This is a genomic window from Amycolatopsis sp. WAC 01416 (assembly GCF_003947485.1).
GTDB lineage: Bacteria > Actinomycetota > Actinomycetes > Mycobacteriales > Pseudonocardiaceae > Amycolatopsis.
Map to the genome: position 1 here is coordinate 19,647 of NZ_QHHX01000017.1, position 18,381 is coordinate 38,027.

Below are 18,381 nucleotides of genomic sequence, written 5' to 3' on the forward strand. Positions count from 1 at the left end.
AGGGGCCGAGCGTGGAGGATTGGGGACGTTGAGTGTCCCCATCCTCCGTTGATCAAGATCCGGGGCCGGCACGACGTCGTGACGATGTAGGAATCGGGACACTCAACGTCCCAATTCCTACATCGTCAACCCTCTCGGCCTGGTCCAGCGTAGGTAGGCAAATACAGGTCCGCCCTAACCGTCCTTGCCACTCACGAGGCCTGCTACGGAGCCCAGGGCGCGGAGATCGCCCAGCTCACGTCCTGGTCGTACGAGACCGGGTTGTCGAACGGGTGGCCACCGCCGCTGGCGGCGACGTAGACGTACTCGGCGTAGTGCCGCATGTTCGTGCCGAGTTCGTTGACCGACGCCAGCCGGACACCACCGCTCCCGGGCTGGGCGCAGAACGTCGCGTCCTTCCCGAACAGGTCGGTGTTGTCGTTTCCGGCCAGCCGCACCCGGAAGTCCGCGTGCCGCAGGAACTGGCCCGGATAGTTGCGTGCCTCCAGCGAGTAGCACGACGGATCGGCGAGCCCGCGCCGCACGACGAATGTCGCGTCCGCCTTCAGCAGTGCCGGACTCGACGCGTTCACCACGTCCGTCCGGGCGAGACCGTCACGGTGCCGCAGGAAGCGGTCGGTGTAGCCGGGTGTGGTCACCTTGAACGATCGCGCCTGGTCCAGCGGCAGATCGGCGCCGCTGCGCCAGAGCGGGACCGAAGCCGCCCACGTCGTGTCCGCCGCGAAGCTCGACGGCGTGTCCCAAGGGTTCGCCCCGCCGCTGCGCGCGAGATAGACGGTCGCGGCGTAGTGCCGGAGGTACGCGCCACGCTGATTGAACGACTCCAGTGCCGTGCCGCCTGCGCCTTCCCGCGCGCAGAAGGTCGCGTCCCCGGCGAACAGGGCCGAGCCGTCGTTCGCGTCCTTGCGGATCCGCGAAGCCGAATGCCGCAGGAAGTGCCCGGGGTAGTTCCGCGACTCGAACGACAGGCACGACGCGTCGGCCAGCCCCGGCCGGGCCCAGAACGTCGCGTCCTTCTTGGCCAGGTCCGCGCTGCCCTCGCCCAGCACATCGGTCCGGACGAAGTCGTCCTGGTGCCGCAGATAGCGATCCGTGTACCCGGCCGAGGTGACCCGCAACGACACGAGTTCGCCCCGGCCCACCTCCTTACCCTTGGCGATGGCGAGCACCTTCTGGTTGATCTCGCGCACCCGCGCCTCGGTCATCTTCAGCACGCGGCGGTCGTAGGTGTAGAAGCCGTTGACCTCGTTCTCGACATCGTACGGTTCGGTGTAGACCGACGCGGAAAGCCCGCGGCCGTGTACGAACCGCCCGACCTGCTTGGTGATCTCCACGTACCGGTTCGTCAGCGACGTCTCGTCCGGGTACAGCGCGCCGTACGCGAAACCCTTGCCCGGCTCCCATTCGTGGCCGGCCACCTGTCTGCCGAGGCCGCCGTACTCCCCCAGCACCGCGATCCGCCGCGCGTCCGGCTGTCTCGTCCCGGTCGACATCTGGTACGCGTGGTCGTCGATCACGTCACCGTTGCCAGGATCCGGATCGGACACGCAGCAGTTCGAGCCGGAGTTGTGGTTGATCAGCCGGGTGTCGTCGATCGAGCGGACCAGGTCCACGATGCGCCCGGCGTCGTATTCTCCCCAGCCTTCGTTGAACGGCACCCACTGCACGATCGAGGTGATGCTCTTGTGCTGCTCGATCATGCGCCGTAGTTCGGACTCGAAGTTCGTGTGCCCGTTCGGGACTTCGTCGATCGAGTCGAGCGATGGCATGTCCTGCCAGACCATCAGCCCGAGCCGGTCCGCGTGGTAGAACCACCGCGCGGGTTCGACCTTGATGTGCTTGCGGACCATGTTGAAGCCCAGCGCCTTCTGGCGTTCGAGGTCGAACCGCAGCGCCTCGTCGGTCGGCGCGGTGTAGATGCCGTCCGGCCAGTATCCCTGGTCCAGCGTGCCGAGCTGGAAGACGAACTTGCCGTTGAGCAGGGGCCGCATCACGCCGCCGACCATCGCCTTGCCCAGCGAGCGCATCCCGAAGTACCCGGTGACGGCGTCGCCTCCCGGCAGCCGCACGCGCAGGTCGTAGAGGAACGGGTCGTCCGGTGACCACAACCGCGCGTTCGGCACGGGGACCCGGATGTGCGAGCCCACCGCCCCGCTCGCGGTACCGACCACTTGACCGCCCGAAAGGACTTCGGCGGTCGCCTGCTGCCCGGGAGTGCCCTGGACGACGAGGTCGAGCGCGCCACCGGGCACGTCGGGAGTGGTGTCGAGCCGGGTGACGTGCTCGGCCCGGACCGGTTCCAGCCAGACGGTCTGCCAGATGCCGGACGCCGCCGTGTAGAAGATGCCGCCGGGGGTCTTGCGCTGCTTCCCGATCGGGTACCGGCTACCGTCCACAGGGGACGCGACGCCGACGACGATCTCGTTCTCCCCCGCCCTGAGCGCCGGGGTGATGTCGAACGAGAACGCGTCGAAACCGCCGGTGTGGCTTCCGATCGAAGTCCCGTTGACCCAGACCCTGGTCTCCCAGGTGACCGCGCCGAAGTTGAGCTTCACCCGTCGGCCGTCCCAAGTGGACGGAACGGTGAATGTCCGGCGGTAGAACATGTTGTCCTCATGCCGTTTGATCCCCGAAAGCATCGACTCGATCGGGTAGGGCACCAGGACGTTCTCGCTCAGCGGCCTGCCGATCGGCGGCGAGTTCAGATTCGGCGCGCCGGTGAAACCCCAGGTCCCGTTGAGGTTGAGCCATTCGGAGCGCACCAGTTGCGGACGCGGGTACTCGGGCAGCGCGTTCGACGGCGAGACCTGATCCGTCCACGGGGTGGGAAGTGGGACGGGGGCGGCTTGGGCGACGGGCACGAGTGTCGTCGCGGCGGCCAGCAGACCGGCCACGACGCTCAGGACGCGCGCGGTTCTTCGGTGCATGCGATCTCCCTATCTCCGGGCGGTCGTGCGGGCCAGCGACCGCTGCAGAACAACGACCACCAGCAGGAACGCGCCGCTGACCACCGATTGGTAGTTGCTGTCGAGAGTTCCTATCTGGTTGATTACGTTCTGGATGACCGTTCGGATGCCTACGCCGATGACAGTTCCGAGAATCGTGCCCATTCCACCGGTCAGCAGGGTGCCCCCGATGACGACGACGGAGATGGCGTCCAGTTCGAGGCCGACCCCGATCACCGTGACACCGGATTGCAGGTAGGCCGCGGTGAGCGCGCCCGCGAGCCCGGACAGGACGCCGCTCATCACGTAGACGGTGACCTTGGTGCGCGCCACCGGCAGTCCCATCAGCTTCGCGGACTGCTCCGAGCCGCCGGTGGCGAACACCGACTGCCCGAACCGGGTCCGCCGCAGCACGAGCCCGCCGATCAGGCACAGCGCCGCCGCGATGAACACCGGGTAGCCGAAGCCGAACATCGTGCCGCGGCCCAGTTCGACGAACGCCTCGCCCTCCGGGATCTTGTACGTCGTCGCGCCCTCGCTGGTGATCGCGAGCAGCAGCCCGCGGGCGAACAGCAGTGACGCCAATGTGACGATGAACGGCGCCATCCCGGTCTTCGCGACGAGCAGCCCGTTGATCAACCCGATCAGCCCGCACACCGCCAGCGGCAGCAGCAGCGCCACGAGGAAACCCCATTGCGACCCGTAGGCGGCGAGGACCCCGCCGAGCGCGTAGACCGAGCCCACCGACAGGTCGATCCCGCCGGTGATGATCACGAACGTCATGCCGAGCGCGATGATCGCGAGGAACGAGCTCTGCAACGCGATGTCACGCAGGTTGTCCAAGCTGCCGAAGCGCGGGAACAGCAGCCACGCGACGGCGACCATGAGCACCAGCGCGATCGCCGCGCCTTGTTTCTGCAGCACTCCGGTCATCAGCTCGCGCCGGGTGGAGTCCTGAGCGGCCATCGTGGGCGCCGCGGTCATCGGCTGCTCCGTTCCCGTGCGACGTACACCGCGCCGACGATGATCGCGGCCTGGATCATCTGCGCGGTCGAGTCCGGCAGGTTGTGCTTGATGAGCGTGGCGCGGACGAGCTGCATGAGCAGCACCCCCATCACCGTCCCGAGGATGCGGACACGGCCGCCGGTCAGCGGGGTACCGCCGACCACGACCGCGGTGATCGCGGACAGTTCCATCAGCAGGCCGGCGTCCGCGGGGTCGCCCGCGCCGAGCCGGGCGGTGGAGAGCACCCCGGCCAGCGCCGCGAGCAGCCCGCAGATCGCGTAGACGCCGATGAGGACCCGAGTGACCGGCAGCCCGGCGAGCACGCTGGCCCGCCGGTTGCCGCCGATCGCGACCAGCCGCCTGCCGAACGCCGTTTTCCCGACCAGCGCCGCCATCAGCACCGCCAGGACCGCCGCAATGAGCACACTCACCGGGATCCCGAGCACCTCGCCGTTGCCGAGCGCGAGGAACGTCTCGTCGTGCAGCTGGATGAGCTGGCCGTCGGCGAGCACGAGCGCGAGACCGCGCCCGCCGACCAGTAAGGCGAGCGTCGCCACGATCGGCTGGATCCCGACTCTGGCCACCAGAACGCCGTTGAACGCCCCGGCCGCCAACCCCGCCGCCAGCGCGATGGCGACGGCGGGCAACGTCCCGTACCCGAGGTACAGCGGGACGAGCGCGGCCGACAGCGCCATCACCGCGCCCACCGACAGGTCGACGCCCTCGGTGCCGATCACCAGCGCCATCCCGAGCGCGACCACCAGCACTGGCGCGGCCTGGATGAGCTGCGTGCGGAAGTTGCCGACGGTCAGGAAGTTCGCCGTGAACGCGATGTTGAACAACACCAGCGCGACGACGGCGACGTACACGCCGTACTCCTGCAACCACCGCGCCACCCGGGTCCGGTCCACCGTTTTCGCCGTATCCGTCATGGTGCTTCCCGGATCCTCTGTTCTCTGCTGGGTGCTGGTCATTCCGTGTCCCCGCCCGAAGCGATCGCGGCGAGCACGTGGTCCTGGGTCAGCCGGTCCCCCGCCAGTTCCCCGACCACCGCACCGTCCTTCAGCACGATCAGCCGGTCGGCGCCGTCGAGGAGCTCCTCCATCTCCGACGAGATCAGCAAGACGGCGAGCCCGTCCTTCGCGAGTTCGTCGATCAGCGCCTGCACCTCCGCCTTCGCGCCGACGTCGATGCCCCGGGTCGGCTCGTCGAGCAGCAGCACTTTCGGTTCGGTGCACAGCCAGCGAGCCAGCAGCACCTTCTGCTGATTGCCGCCGGAGAGTTCGGCGACCTTCTGCTCGGGGCTGGACACCTTGATCCGCAGGCGTTTCACGAACGTGTCGACGATCCTGTCCTGCCGGGCACGGCTGACCATGCCGAAACGGGACAGCTTCGGCAACGCGGCGAGCACGATGTTCTCCCGCACCGAAAGATGCGGGATGATCCCCTCGGTCTTGCGGTCCTCGGCGAGCATGCTGACACCCGCGCGCATCGCGGCGGCCACACTCCCCAGCTGGACCTGCTTTCCCCCGACGAGGACGGTGCCACCGGACAACGGCAGGTCACCGACGATCGCCCGCGCGGTCTCGGTCCTTCCGGAGCCGAGCAGCCCGGCGAGGCCGACGATCTCGCCGGGTTTGATCTCCACCGAGACCCCGCCGAGCCGGTTGCCGCTGGTGAGGTTCTCCGCGCGCAGCACCGGTTCCCGGCCCGCCTCGTGGTCGCCTTCGAAGGCCGTCGCACCGTGCGAGCGGATGTCGCCGACACTGCGGCCGAGCATCATCGACACCAGTTCCAGTCGCGGCAGCTCCGCGAGCGGTCCGGTGTGGACCCGCTTGCCGTCCCGCAGCACCGTGACGCGGTCGCAGATCCGGTAGAGCTCGTCCATCCGGTGACTGACGTACACGATCGCGATCCCGCGTTCGTGCAGCCTGCCGATGACCTCGAACAGCGTCTCGACCTCGCGCGGCTCCAGCGAAGATGTCGGCTCGTCCATGATCACGACGTCGGCGTCGACCGACACCGCACGGGCCAGCGCGACCATCTGCTGGGCACCGACGCCGAGTGTCCCGAGTGGACGGCGGACGTCCGCGTCGATGCCGTAGTCCTTCAGCAGTGCCGCCGCGTCCGCGTTCATCCGCGCCCAGTCCACCAGCCCGAACCGCTTCCTCGGCTCGCGGCCGAGATACACGTTGCTCGCCACGCTCATCAGCGGGATGAGGTTGACCTCCTGGTAGATCGTGGAGATCGCGCCCCGCGCGTGGATCGTGCCGGAGTCCGGCCGGTGCACGCCGGTGAGCACCTTGATCAGCGTGGATTTGCCGGCGCCGTTCTCGCCCACCAGCGCGTGCACCTCGCCCGGCCGCAGCGCGAACGACACGTCGTCGAGCGCGCGCACCCCGGCGAACGTCTTCGTCACGCCTTCGACCTCGAGAACCGGTTCCATCGTCAGTACGCGTTCCCGAGCTTCTGCGCGGCGTTCGCCGAGTCGTACTGGTCGTCGGAGATCACCACGGTCGGCGGGATCTCCTTGCCCGCGGCGAAGTCCTGCAGCGTCGAGAAAGCGAGCGGGCCGAAGCGCGGGTTGGACTCGATCACCGCGTTGTAGCTGCCGTCGGCGATGAGCTGGACGGCGTTGCGGGTGCCGTCGATCGAGACGATCTTGACGTCCTTGCCCGGCGTCTTGCCCGCGGCCTTGAGCGCGGTGACCGCGCCGATGCCCATCTCGTCGTTCTCGGCGTAGACGGCGGTGATCTCGGGGTTGCTCTGGATGAGCTGCTCCATGACCGCCTGGCCCTTGGACCGGTCGAACTCGCCGGTCTGCTCGGCGACGATCTGGATGCCCGTGGTCGAGGCGATCTCGTCCTTGAAACCCTTGGTGCGGTCGGTGGTCACGTTGTTCCCGGACGCGCCGAGCAGGATCGCGACCTTGCCGGTGCCGCCGGTCGCCTTCACCATCTCCTGCGCCGCGCGCTTGCCCTGTTCGACGAAGTTGGAGCCGATGAAGGTCAGGTAGTCGGAGCACGGCTGCGAGGTCACCTTGCGGTCGATCGTGATGACCGGGACCTTCTTGGCCTTCGCCGCGTCGAGGGCGGGCTGTAGGCCGTCGGAGTTCAGCGGGGCGACGATGAGCAGCTGCGCGCCCCGGTCCAGCAACGACTTGATGTCGCTGACCTGTTTGTTGAGATCGCTCTGCGCGTTGGTGACCAGGAGTTTGTCCGCCGGGACACCGAGTTTCGTCGCTTCGTCCTTGATGGACTGCGTCTCGGCGATGCGGAACGGGTTCGCCTCCTTCTCCGACTGGGAGAAGCCGATGACCGCGTTCTTCACGTCCACCTGCGGATAGCCGATCTTCTCGCGGGCGCATCCCGGCCCCGCGGCCTGGTTCGGCGCCGCCGAAGCGGCCGGTCCCGCCCCCGACGGGGCGGATTGCTGGGTCTCGCGGCTGGTGCAGGCCGTCAGCGCGAGCGCGAGGCCGGTCACCAGGAGCAGGGTGCGGCGGATGGGCAGGGACATCGATCGCTCCTCGGGGAAGTCGAGCACAAGGGTCTGCGGTGACCCATGTCACTCATTAGGACGATGCCAGATTTACATCGTTGGTACAACGTTGTAAATCCGCCGTTCGCGCGGCTAGGCTGTGCCGGATCTGTGCCGGAGCACTGCAGAGGGGAGCGAGAGTGGCCACGCTCAAGGACGTCGCCAAGCTGGCGGGCGTCTCGGTCAAGACCGTGTCGAACGTGGTCAACGGCTACGACTTCGTAAAGCCGGAGAACCGCAAACGGGTCGAGGAGGCACTGGCGTCGACCGGCTACCGGCCCAACCTCGGTGCCCGCAACCTCCGTCGCGGCCGCACCGGATTCCTCGGGCTGATGCTGCCCGAGTTGAGCATCCCGTACTTCGGCGAACTGGCGGGGCTGGTGCTGCAGGCGGCGCAGGAACACGAGTGGAACGTCCTCATCGAACAGACCCTCGGCACCAGGGACCGGGAGCGCAACGCCCTCTCCGCGCTGGGACCGCATCTGATCGACGGCGCGATCATCAGCCCGGAAGCGTTGCACACCAACGACTTCGAAGACCTGGCGCCCGGCGTCCCGCTGGTGATGCTCGGCGAGCATGTCGTCGACGTCCCGATAGACCACGTCGGCATCGACAACGTCCAGGCCGCCCGGATCGCCGTGCGGCACCTGATCTCGCTCGGCCGCCGCCGGATCGCCGCGATCGGCGCGCATCCGCAGCGTCACACGGCCGCGCAACGACTGGAGGGCTACCACTCCGCGCTCGAAGAAGCCGGGCTCGCGCCGATTCCGGAACTGGTCCTGCCCGCTCTGCGCTACCACCGTGCCAACGGCGCCGAGGCGATGGCCCATCTCCTCGCCCTGCCCGAACCGCCCGACGCCGTCTTCTGCTTCAACGACCTTCTCGCCATCGGCGCCCTTCGCGCCGCGGCCGAACGCGGCGTCCAGGTGCCGTCGGACATGGCGATCGTCGGCTTCGACAACAACGAGGAAAGCGCGTACAGCCTGCCCTCGCTCACGACGATCGCGCCGGACAAAGCGGCGATCGCGCGGGCGGCGGTCGATCTGCTGCGGCGGCGTATCGCGGGCGGGACCGACCTCGAACCGGAAGACGTCCAGACGCCGTTCTCGCTGGAGATCCGGAACAGCACGATCACCTGACCCCGCAAGTAGGTGACCAATTGCGGGGGCGTCGCACGCGAGTTCGCCTATCTCGCCCCCGTACGTGGCATTGTGTGTCCGTGAACCGGGCCCTGGCCGTGCTGACTCTCGTCGCATACGTGACGTTGCCCCTCGGCTCGGCCAAGTACGAGACGCTCGTGCTCCCGACGCTCGTCGCCGGGCTTGTCTACACGGCGATCGCGGTCATCGGCTTTCCCTGGGTCCAGAAGCACGGACGTGCGTGGGCGATCGCGTATGTCTGCGTTCAGTTACCGCTCGGCTTCACCCTGTTCTCGCTTTCGGGTGCCGCTGTCGGGTCCGTCCTGCTTCTCGTGGTCCTTGTCAGCCACACCGTGTTGCTGCTGCCGCTGCCCGTGGCTTTCGGGGTCGCGGTGCTGATCCCGCTGATCCATCTCCCGATGGCGCCGATGGACGGGCTCCGTGAAGGGCTCGGGACGCTGGCGGTCATGATCTTCGCGGCCGTGGTCACCGAACTCGTCGTCCGGGAGAAGCGGGCGCGAGAGGAGCTGGCCGAGGCGCACGAACGTCTTCGTGACCACGCCGCGCAGGCCGAACAGCTCGCCACGATCCAGGAACGCAACCGGCTCGCGCGCGACATCCACGACGGGCTCGGCCATCACCTCACGGTCGTGCAGATGATGCTGCAGGCCGCCCGGGCGGTGATCGGCACCGGCGACACCGAACGGGTCGACGGGATGCTCGCCAAGGCACAGGACCAGTCGCGGGAGGCGTTGGCGGAGGTCCGCCGGTCGGTCTCCGCGCTGCGGGAACCGCGCTCCGAGCCGCTCGCGGAAGTGTTGCGGGCCTTGACGGACGAGGCTTCCGCGGCCGGCGTGCCGACCGGGTTCGAGGTCAAGGGCACGGCGCGGGAAACCCGTGCCGAGGTGGAGGAATCGCTGTTCCGGGCGGCCCAGGAGGGATTGACCAACGTGCACAAGCACGCGCGTGCCAAGGCCGCGAACGTGGTGCTCGACTACACCGAGGCCGATCGAGTCCGGCTCGAGGTCCGCGACGACGGTCTCGGATTCGCCGGGGATTCCCCGCCGGACAAGGGTTTCGGGCTCATGGGACTCCGCGAGCGGGTCGCCGGGCTCGGCGGCCGGGTCTCGGTCGACTCCGCGGAAGGCCATGGCCTGACGCTCACCGTGGAGGTGCCGGGATGAGCGTCCGCGTACTGATCGTCGACGACCAGGCGTTGTTCCGCGAGGCGTTGGCTACCCTGCTGGAAGTCCAGCCGGGAATCGAGGTCGTCGGCGAGGCGGCCGACGGCGAGCAGGCTGTCCGGCTGTGCGCCGAACTCCACCCCGACGTCGCGCTGATGGATCTGCGGATGCCGGTCCTGGACGGGATCGCGGCCACCGCCCGGCTTCGGGCCGAGCAGCCCGGCGTACGTGTTCTGGCGCTGACCACCTTCGATGACGACGAGGACGTGTTCGCCGCGCTCCGAGCAGGCGCCGTCGGCTATCTGCTCAAGGACGTCTCGTCGACGCGGCTGGTCGAAGCACTGGTCGCGGCCGAACGGGGCGAGTCGGTGCTGCAGCCGTCGGTCGCGGCGAAACTCGTCGCCAGGGTCGCGCGGCTGCCCGCCGAAACACCGCGGGCTCAGCCGTTGGCGACCCCGCTTTCCGAACGGGAGCTGGAGGTGGTCCGGCTCCTCGCCGTCGGCCGCAGCAACCGGGAGATCGCCAAGACGCTGTTCCTCGCCGAGGGAACGGTGAAGAACCTCGTGACGAGTGTCCTGTCCAAGCTCCAGGTGCGGGACCGGACCCAGGCCGCCCTGCGCGCGAGGGAACTCGGCCTGTTCTGAGCGCGGGTCACATGACCTCGCGCATGACTTCCGGCACCTGCCCTCGTGCCCCGCCCCGGCCGAACATTGCTCCCGTCGCACCGATCGAGGGAGCCGGAAATGAACCACACGACAGAACCCAAGACCCGCAAGCAGGCCATCCTGCACTTCACCCGCCACGCGGTGGAGATGCTTCTCGCGATGGTGGCCGGGATGATCGTCCTCGAACCGGTCTGGTCGTTCCTGTGGCCCGGCCTCGCCGGGAACGTGACCGCGAGCGCGCTGGTGATGGCGACGAACATGTCGCTCGGCATGGCGCTCTGGATGCGGATCCGGCGCCACGGCTGGGCCTCGATCGCGGAGATGTCGGCCGCGATGTACGTGCCGTACCTGCTGTTCATGCCGTTCTACTGGACCGGCCTGGTGTCCGGGTCGACGATGATGACGGCCGGGCACGTGCTGATGGTGCCCGCGATGCTCGCCGCCATGGTCCGCCGTCGCGCCGAGTACGGAGCCTGACCATGCGCACCGTCGTCCGTGTCACGCTGACCGTGCTGGCGTTCACCGTCGCCGCGCTGGCCCTGCCGCTCACCCTCGGCGCCGTCACACTCGGCGCCAGTTTCGAAAACCGCTACGCACAGAGAACCGACGGGATCTCGCCGCAGCCGGTACGCCGGGCACACGATCCCGCCAAACCCACCGCGGTGGTCGTCGTCGGGAACGAAGGCGCGGTCGTCTCCGACACGCTCGTCCCGTACGAGATCTTGGCCGCGACCGGCGCGTTCAACGTCTACACCGTCGCGCCGGTGGCCAGGCCGGTCACCCTGACCGGCGGCCTCGACCTGATCCCCGACCTGGGTTTCGCCGAGCTCGACAAGCTGCTCCCTGCCGCCCCGGACGTCGTGGTGGTGCCCGCGTTGCCGGACCTCGGCGAGCCGACCACGCGACCGGTGACCGACTGGCTGAAGCGGCAGTCGTCGCGGGGCGCGGTGCTCATGAGCGTCTGCAACGGTTCGGGCGTCCTCGCCTCGGCCGGGCTCCTCGACGGGCGGAAGGCTACCGCGCACTGGCTCCGCATCGGCGGCTTCGACGACGAATTCCCCGCCGTGGGCTGGATTCGCGGCACCCGCTACGTCGACGACGGGAACATCGTGACCACGGCCGGGATCCTCTCCGGGATCGACGGGGCGCTGCGGATCGCCGAGCGGTTCGCCGGCACCGAAACCGCGCGGAAGACGGCCCGAGCCGTCGGCTGGCCCCACTACTCCCCCGGCTCCAGCCCGCCGATGGCACAGAACACCTTCGAAGCGGCGGACACCGTCGTCGGGTTCAACACCGCCTTCCGCTGGGACAAGCCGACGCTGGGTGTCCTGCTGACCAGTGGGATCCGGGAACTGGAGCTCGCCGCCGTGTTCGACACCTACGGCCAGTCCCTGGCGGTCGAGACGACGGCGGTCGGTCTCGGCGGGGCGCCGATCCGGTCCCGGCACGGACTGACCTTCGCCCCGCGCGGCACGCCGATGGCGGGCGACTTCGACCGGCTGATCGTGCCCGGCGCCGACGCGGCGGCGACGCACGCGGCCGATCGGTACGCCGGGCTCTCACCGGTGTACCTGCACGCCGGGCCCGGGTTCCCGTTCGACGCCGTGCTCGAAGACCTGGCGCGCACCACGGACACCGCGACCACGCGGTGGACGGCCAGGACGTTGGAGTACCGGACCGAGCACCTCGCGCTCGGTGGCCCGGCATGGCCTTGGACGGTCGCGTTCCGGCCGATCGGGCTGGCCGTCCTCGGGCTGCTCGCCGCCTTCGGGATCCGCGCCCTCTATCGCCGCGGACCGGGGCCGGTCTCCCGGACGACGCGGTAGCGTGGATTCGCGGTCACCAGTGACTCGACCTCGCCGGGTAGGCCGTCGAGTGCCGCTTGGATGGCCGCGAGTCTGCCCGCGGTGTCCGAGGTCTCCTCGAAATGCCGGTAGTCCGCCTCGCTCGCCCAGCTGACGACGTTGACGACCCGGGTCCCGTCCACGCTCGCGTGGAACCGCGCCGAGACGTAGCCCGGGTAGAACCGGACCCAGCGGTCCTGGATCCCGGCGAAGGCCTCCACCAGCGCCGCCTGGGTCTCCGGTCCGTCCACGGCGTACTCGATGATCGAGTAGAAACCCTTGTCCTCGTTCATGTTCACTCCTCGAAACTGTCGGTGAAACCCAGGATTCACCCTCGACCTCGGTGGAGATCAAGAGTGACCTGCCCGACACGACGGACATATTGCTCCGGCCGGACCTGGTGGAAAGCGGACGGCTCGGCAAGGATCGCCCGATGCGCGACAGCAAGACGTTCGGCCTGCTCGCCCGAGGCGGGCTCGTCTGCTACGCGATCGTGCACCTGCTCGTCGCGTGGCTCGCGGCACAGGTCGCGCTCGGCGACAAGGCGAAGGCGGACAAGGCGGGCGCCCTGCAGATGGTGGTCGCCGAGGGCGGCGCGTGGCTGCTCTGGCTGATCGCGGCCGGGCTGGCCGTGCTGGCGTTGTGGCAGCTCAGCGAGGCGATCACGGGCCATCGGCAGGTGAAGACGCGGCGGCGGACGGTGCGCCGGATCGTCAGCGGGATCGAAGTCGTGCTGTACGGGCTCGTGTCCTACAGCGCGGTGAAGATCGCCATCGCGGGCGCCGACGACGGGCAAGGCTCTTTCGTCGCCGGGATCCTCGCGGAGTCGTACGGACAGGTTCTGGTCACCGCCGCCGGGGTCACCGTGGTCGCGGTGGCGGTTTTCCTCGCCCAGCGCGGATTCCGGAAGACCTTTGTACGGGAGCTCGACTTCGGCGGCGCCTCCGGGCGCGCCCGGACCACGACGATCCGGCTCGGGCAGATCGGCTGGATCGCGCTCTCCGCCGCGTACGGCACGATCGGCGTGCTGACGGTCGTCGCCGCGGTCACCTTCGACCCGGCCAAGGCCAGCGGCCTCGACGCCGCGCTGAAGACCCTCTCCGCCCAGCCGTACGGCGGTCCGATGCTCCTCGTGCTCGCGGCCGGGATCGCCGCGTTCGGCGCCTTCGCGCTGCTGGACGCTCGTTTCCGCAAGATCTGATCTGCCCGGCGAACCGACCTGTGGCACCGTGACAGACGTCTGGAGGTCGTGATGACAGGTGTGGTCGAGCGGATCCGCGAGCGCGGCGAGGACGATCGGCAGGTGCGGATCGTCGAAGTGCTGGTGGAGGCCTTCGAAGACCTCATGCGCGCGGACGCCGACGCGTTCCGCCGCAAGTTCCGCAAGATGGCCGCCGCTCCGTTCGCCTTCTACCGGGGTTCGGCGTGCCTGTTCTACGCGGACATGGCGCACGAGAACGATCCGTGGGCGAACGAGAAGACCAGCCGGGTGTGGATCCAGGGCGACCTGCACGCCGAGAACTTCGGCAGCTACATGGATTCGTCCGGGACGCTGGTGTTCGACGTCAACGATTTCGACGAGGCGTACCTCGGATGCTTCACCTGGGACCTCAAACGGCTGGCCGCCAGTGTCGCGCTGCTGGCGTGGAGCAAGGCGATCTCCGACGACGACATCGAGATGCTGATCGGCACCTATCTGCGCGCCTACGTCAAGCAGGTCCGGGAGTACGCCGAGCGTCCCGGCGACGAACTCGTCCGGCTCGAGCTGGACAGCACCGAAGGCGTCCTTCACGACATCCTGCTCCGGGCGCGCCTCAAGACGCGGATCGACCTGCTCGACGAGCTGACCATGGTGGAGGACTTCGACCGCAGGTTCCGGCACGGGCCGGGGGTCCGGGTGCTGGAGAAGGCCGAACGCGAGATCGCGACCAAGGCCTTCGAGTCCTACTTGGACACGATCCCGGAGAACAAGCGGTTCGGCAGCATCACCTACCGGGTCAAGGACATCGTCGGCCGGACCGGTTTCGGCATCGGCTCGGCCGGGCTGCCCGCGTACAACATCCTCGTCGAAGGCCGGACACAGGCACTCGAGAACGACGTCGTCCTGTCGATGAAACAAGGGAACGTGGCGGCGCCGAGCCGGATCGTGGCCGAGGAGAGCATCCGCGACTACTTCACCAACGAGGGTCACCGCACTGCCGTGTCCCAGCGCGCGTTGCAGGCGCACGCCGATCCTTGGCTCGGGTACACGGAGATCGACGGGACCGGATTCGTCGTCTCGGAGTTGTCGCCCTACGTCAATGACCTCGACTGGTCGGATCTGACCGAACCGTCGGAGATGGGGCCGGTGCTCGACTATCTCGGCAGGGCCACCGCGAAGATGCACTGTGTCTCCGATTCGGACTCCGAGCAGACGCTGGTCGGCTTCCAGAGCGAAGAGGCCATCGCCGGGGTCATCGGCGACCGCGAGGACGAGTTCGTCCGCGCGCTGACCGAATTCGGGATGGCCTACGCCGAGCAGTCGCGAGAGGACCACCGGTTGTTCGTGAACGCCTTCCGCGGCGGGAAGATCCCCGCCGTCCGGCCCGCCGCGGAGGGCTGACCGGACGGCGAGGACCCGTTATTCGCGAAGGCCGATCGCCTCGATCGGCTTCGACCGCAGCGTCACGCGGGTGGCGAGGCCGAGCGAGACCAGGCCGAGCAGGATCGCCCCGGCGACGACCCCGCCGAAGACGGTCGCCGTCCCGGACGGCAGCGGTGTCCCGCGCAGGCCGAGGTTCAACAGCACCAAGGGAACCCCCGCCACCACGGTCCCCAGCAGTGTCGCGACCCCCACCGTCGCCAGTGCCTCGAACCGCATCATCCGGATGACCTGTCGCTTCGTGGTGCCGATGAGGCGCAGGAGCGCGAACTCCCGCGAGCGCTGCGCCGTGCTCATCACCAGCGTGTTGGCCACCGAGATCACGACGTAGCCGAGGATCACGCCGACCGCGACCAGGTTCACGTAGAACTGGGCCTGCTGCTGCCCGACGGCGGGCGCGGCCACCGCCGATCCCGGCGTCACGACCAGACCCGGATAGCGGCTCGCGAGGTCGTTCAGGGCGGCCGTCACGGTCGCGGAATCCGCGTCGGGCTGCTCCCGCACCAGCACCGAATCGTCCATCCGGTCGCCGGTGTGCGCCCTGGCCAGCTCCGCGGGCAGCACATAGCGGCCGAAAGCCTGGTCGCGGGTGTAGGTGGCGACCAGCCGCAGCTTCGCCGGAGCACCGTCACCGAAGTAGAACTCGACCTCGTCGCCGATCTTCTTCTCGTACCAGTCGGCTTCCGATTCGCTCATCGCCACGGTGTTCCCGGTCAGATCGGTGATCTTGCCCGACACCACGCCCAGTTCGAGGTTCCCGCGGACCTGCGCACCGTCCAGTCCTTGCGCCGCGTACCGCTCGACCCGGACGCTGTCCTGCTCCTGCACCGTGTTGATCACCTCGGTGCGGACGACCGGGGTCGCGGCGGCGACGCCGGGGATCCGCCGTGCCGCCTCGTCGACCTCCGGCGAGAGCCCGCCCGTGCCACTGGCGAGCACGTGGTCCGCGGCGGTCGACTCGACGGTCTCCTCCTGCCGCGCGGCGGCCGCGGAGGTCTGGCTGTAGAACATCGTCAGCGCGAACGAGACCGCCAGCATCACCGGCGTCACCGCGGCGGCGAGGCGGCGCGAGTTGGCCTGGCTGTTCGCGGCGGCCAGGTAGCCGCTGACCCGCGACGTCCGGTTGAGCACCGGGGCGATCAGCCGCGTCATGACGGCGACCACCTTCGGGCTGACCACGGCCAGTCCGATCACGATGATCAGCGACGAACTCCCCGAGGCCGCGAGCCCCGCGTCACCGCGGAGGAAGATCGGGACCATCGATCCACCGAGACCGGCCACCACCAGCGCGCAGCCGATGATGACGCGCACGCGCCCGAGTTCACGCCGCTCCACCGCGGCCTCGCCGAGCGCCTCCACCGGGCGGATCGACGACGGACGCCGCGAGGCCGACCAGGCGGCCAGCCGCGCCGTGCCGAGACCGAGCGCCAGCGCGGCGACGAGCGGGATCGGGCTGATCGCCAGTTCGAAGTCCGGCGGGATCACCCCGACGGCCCCGAACGCGTTCCTCAGCCCGAACCCGACCGCCACGCCGAGGCCGCTGCCCAGCACCCCGGCGACCACCGCGACGAGCATCGTCTCGGCGCCGATGAGCTTGCGGATCTGCTGCGGTGTCGCCGCGATCGCCCGCAGCAACGCGAACTCCCGGCGTCGCTGGTTGATGACCAGCGCGAGGGTGCTGGCCACGACGAACACCGCGATGAGGAGCGCGAAGCCGCCGAACGAACCCGCGAGCGCCATCAGCAGCATCCGGGTCTGGCTGACGTCGAGGAACTCGACCGTGCTGCGCTCGACCCCGGTCGTCACCGTCACCTTGTCGGTGCCGGCCGCGTCGCGGATCCGGTCGGCGAGGTCGCCCGGTGCGACGCCCGGGTCCGCCAGCACGCCGATCGCGTGCGCCTGACCGGGTGCCCCGGCGAGTTCCGCGGCCTTCTCCTGCGAGAAGAACACCGCGGACTGCCGGGTGAGGCCGTCACCCGACTTCGGGGCGGCGATACCGGAGACCCGGAACTCCACCGGGGTCGAGCGGATGGCGATCTTCACCCGCTGACCGACCGCCGCGCCACTCCGTGACGCCAGTTCCGCGTCCAGGACGACTTCGTCGGCGCCGGCGCGCGCGTGGCCGTCACGCAGCGAGAACGGGGCCAGCACGGCGGCGTCCCAGTTGTGGCCCAAGGACTGGCCACCTTCGGGACCGTTCAGCGCCCGGCCGTCGGCCGTCACCACGTTGGCCGGGAAGCTCTGCTCCGCCACCACACCGCGGACCCCTGGCACCGCGGTGATCGCCCCAGCGAGCGTCACCGGCACCGAAGCCTGCTCGGCGACCTGGTTCCTTTCGAGCGGGCCCGCCCCGGGCGGGTCGACCGTCTGCTGACCGCCGACGACGACCGCCGCGTCGGCGTACCGCTGGGTCGGGACACCGGCCCGCAGACCGGATTCCATCAGGATGCCGCATCCGGCGACCAGCGCCGTCCCGCAGAGGATCGCGATGAACGCGCCGATGAAACCGCTCAGCCGGGTCTTCGTCGTCTGCCATGCCAAATCCCACATGCCGTCACCACTCCCCGAGGTGGGTCATGCGCTCGGCGACCCGCTCCGGCGTCGGCCCCTGGAGGTGGCCCGCCAGCTTGCCGTCGGCCAGGAACAGCACACCGTGCGCGGCCGACGCCGCCACCGGATCGTGGGTGACCATCAGCACGGTCTGCCCCATTTCGTCCACAATGGACCGGAGCAGGTCGAGCACCTGGCGCGCGGTACGCGTGTCCAGCGCCCCGGTCGGTTCGTCGGCGAGAACGACCTCGGGCCGGGTGATCAGCGCGCGGGCGATCGCCACCCGCTGCTGCTGGCCGCCGGACAGCTCCGACGGGCGGTGTTCGAGCTTCTTCGCGATGCCGACACTCTCGACGATCTGACGCAGCCACTGCGGGTCGGGCTTCTGCCCGGCCAGCCTGGTCGGCAGGGTGATGTTCTGCAGCACGTTCAGCGACGGCAACAGGTTGTAGGCCTGGAAGATGAACCCGACGCGGGTCCTCCGCAGCTCGGTGAGCGCTTTCTCACGCATCCGGCTCAGCTCCGTGTCCCCCAGCAGGACCCGGCCCGAGCTCGGCTTGTCCAGCCCTGCCGCGCAGTGCAGGAAGGTGCTCTTGCCCGAACCCGACGGCCCCATCACCGCGGTGAACGTGCCTCTGCGCACCTCGACGGTCACCCCGTTCAACGCCGTGACCGCGCCGTCACCGGATCCGTAGACCTTGCTCACGGATTCCAGCTTCAAGGCGCACGCGCCCCCTGCATTCATTGTTTCCCCTTAACGGTGGTGATCTCTCCCGTCTGAACCTACGGGCGTCAAGGGGCGGAAACGATCCCGCGTGAGGGAAGACTCGTGGTAGCGCTGGCACCACCATGCGGCGGACCGACGCTGTGT

General features: G+C 69.1%; 15 protein-coding genes. 7 read left to right on the forward strand and 8 right to left on the reverse strand.

Features of this window, described 5'->3' with window-relative positions; all coding sequences use genetic code 11:
* Positions 1 to 203: 203 nt before the first annotated feature.
* From DL990_RS39725 to DL990_RS39745, 5 genes are read right to left on the reverse strand one after another with little or no spacing between them, the layout of a single operon-like run.
* Positions 204 to 2,927, reverse strand: a complete 2,724-nt coding sequence (locus tag DL990_RS39725) for an AbfB domain-containing protein (RefSeq protein ID WP_125801749.1) — start codon at positions 2,925 to 2,927, stop codon at positions 204 to 206.
* A gap of 9 nt (positions 2,928 to 2,936) precedes the next feature.
* Entirely contained in the window at positions 2,937 to 3,929 is a 993-nt protein-coding gene (locus DL990_RS39730) for an ABC transporter permease (protein WP_199746791.1), read from the reverse strand.
* On the reverse strand, positions 3,926 to 4,882 hold the full coding sequence (locus DL990_RS39735; RefSeq protein WP_125783117.1) for an ABC transporter permease: 957 nt from the start codon (positions 4,880 to 4,882) through the stop codon (positions 3,926 to 3,928). The genes DL990_RS39730 and DL990_RS39735 overlap by 4 nt, the downstream gene beginning before the upstream one ends.
* A 38-nt stretch (positions 4,883 to 4,920) precedes the next feature.
* Positions 4,921 to 6,396, reverse strand: coding sequence for a sugar ABC transporter ATP-binding protein (locus DL990_RS39740; protein ID WP_125801750.1), 1,476 nt, complete (start codon positions 6,394 to 6,396; stop codon positions 4,921 to 4,923).
* Positions 6,397 to 6,398: 2 nt separating this feature from the next.
* Complete coding sequence (locus DL990_RS39745; RefSeq protein WP_125801751.1) at positions 6,399 to 7,466, reverse strand: ABC transporter substrate-binding protein; 1,068 nt, start codon at positions 7,464 to 7,466, stop codon at positions 6,399 to 6,401.
* Between the two features lie 161 nt (positions 7,467 to 7,627).
* Between DL990_RS39745 and DL990_RS39750 the strand changes: the two genes are divergently transcribed.
* From DL990_RS39750 to DL990_RS39770, 5 genes are all read left to right on the forward strand, one after another.
* Entirely contained in the window at positions 7,628 to 8,626 is a 999-nt protein-coding gene (locus DL990_RS39750) for a LacI family DNA-binding transcriptional regulator (RefSeq protein WP_125782969.1), read from the forward strand.
* Between the two features lie 80 nt (positions 8,627 to 8,706).
* Positions 8,707 to 9,810 carry a sensor histidine kinase gene (locus DL990_RS39755; RefSeq protein ID WP_233598744.1) on the forward strand — a complete coding sequence of 368 codons (1,104 nt, stop codon included), beginning with the start codon at positions 8,707 to 8,709 and terminating at the stop codon, positions 9,808 to 9,810.
* Entirely contained in the window at positions 9,807 to 10,454 is a 648-nt protein-coding gene (locus DL990_RS39760; protein WP_125801752.1) for a response regulator transcription factor, read from the forward strand. Before DL990_RS39755 ends, DL990_RS39760 begins: the two co-directional genes overlap by 4 nt.
* A gap of 99 nt (positions 10,455 to 10,553) precedes the next feature.
* Positions 10,554 to 10,952 carry a hypothetical protein gene (locus DL990_RS39765; RefSeq protein ID WP_125801753.1) on the forward strand — a complete coding sequence of 133 codons (399 nt, stop codon included), beginning with the start codon at positions 10,554 to 10,556 and terminating at the stop codon, positions 10,950 to 10,952.
* A gap of 2 nt (positions 10,953 to 10,954) precedes the next feature.
* Positions 10,955 to 12,301: a DJ-1/PfpI family protein gene (locus tag DL990_RS39770; RefSeq protein ID WP_125801754.1), complete on the forward strand. Its 1,347-nt coding sequence runs from the start codon at positions 10,955 to 10,957 to the stop codon at positions 12,299 to 12,301.
* On the opposite strand, the gene DL990_RS39775 is transcribed toward DL990_RS39770, so the two are convergent.
* Positions 12,259 to 12,612, reverse strand: a complete 354-nt coding sequence (locus DL990_RS39775; RefSeq protein ID WP_125782959.1) for an antibiotic biosynthesis monooxygenase — start codon at positions 12,610 to 12,612, stop codon at positions 12,259 to 12,261. The genes DL990_RS39770 and DL990_RS39775 overlap by 43 nt on opposite strands.
* A gap of 50 nt (positions 12,613 to 12,662) precedes the next feature.
* Here DL990_RS39775 and DL990_RS39780 point away from each other — a divergent pair, with 50 nt between their 5' ends.
* Positions 12,663 to 13,520, forward strand: a complete 858-nt coding sequence (locus tag DL990_RS39780; protein ID WP_125801755.1) for a DUF1206 domain-containing protein — start codon at positions 12,663 to 12,665, stop codon at positions 13,518 to 13,520.
* A 51-nt stretch (positions 13,521 to 13,571) separates the two neighbouring features.
* Positions 13,572 to 14,921 (forward strand): DUF2252 domain-containing protein, encoded by a 1,350-nt coding sequence (locus DL990_RS39785; protein ID WP_125782955.1) that lies wholly within the window; start codon positions 13,572 to 13,574, stop codon positions 14,919 to 14,921.
* 18 nt (positions 14,922 to 14,939) lie between these two features.
* Here the strand turns inward: DL990_RS39785 and DL990_RS39790 are convergent, their stop codons facing one another.
* Both DL990_RS39790 and DL990_RS39795 read right to left on the reverse strand, forming a co-directional pair.
* Entirely contained in the window at positions 14,940 to 17,510 is a 2,571-nt protein-coding gene (locus tag DL990_RS39790) for an FtsX-like permease family protein (RefSeq protein ID WP_125801756.1), read from the reverse strand.
* Positions 17,511 to 17,514: 4 nt separating this feature from the next.
* On the reverse strand, positions 17,515 to 18,255 hold the full coding sequence (locus DL990_RS39795) for an ABC transporter ATP-binding protein (RefSeq protein WP_125782951.1): 741 nt from the start codon (positions 18,253 to 18,255) through the stop codon (positions 17,515 to 17,517).
* Positions 18,256 to 18,381 lie beyond the last annotated feature (126 nt).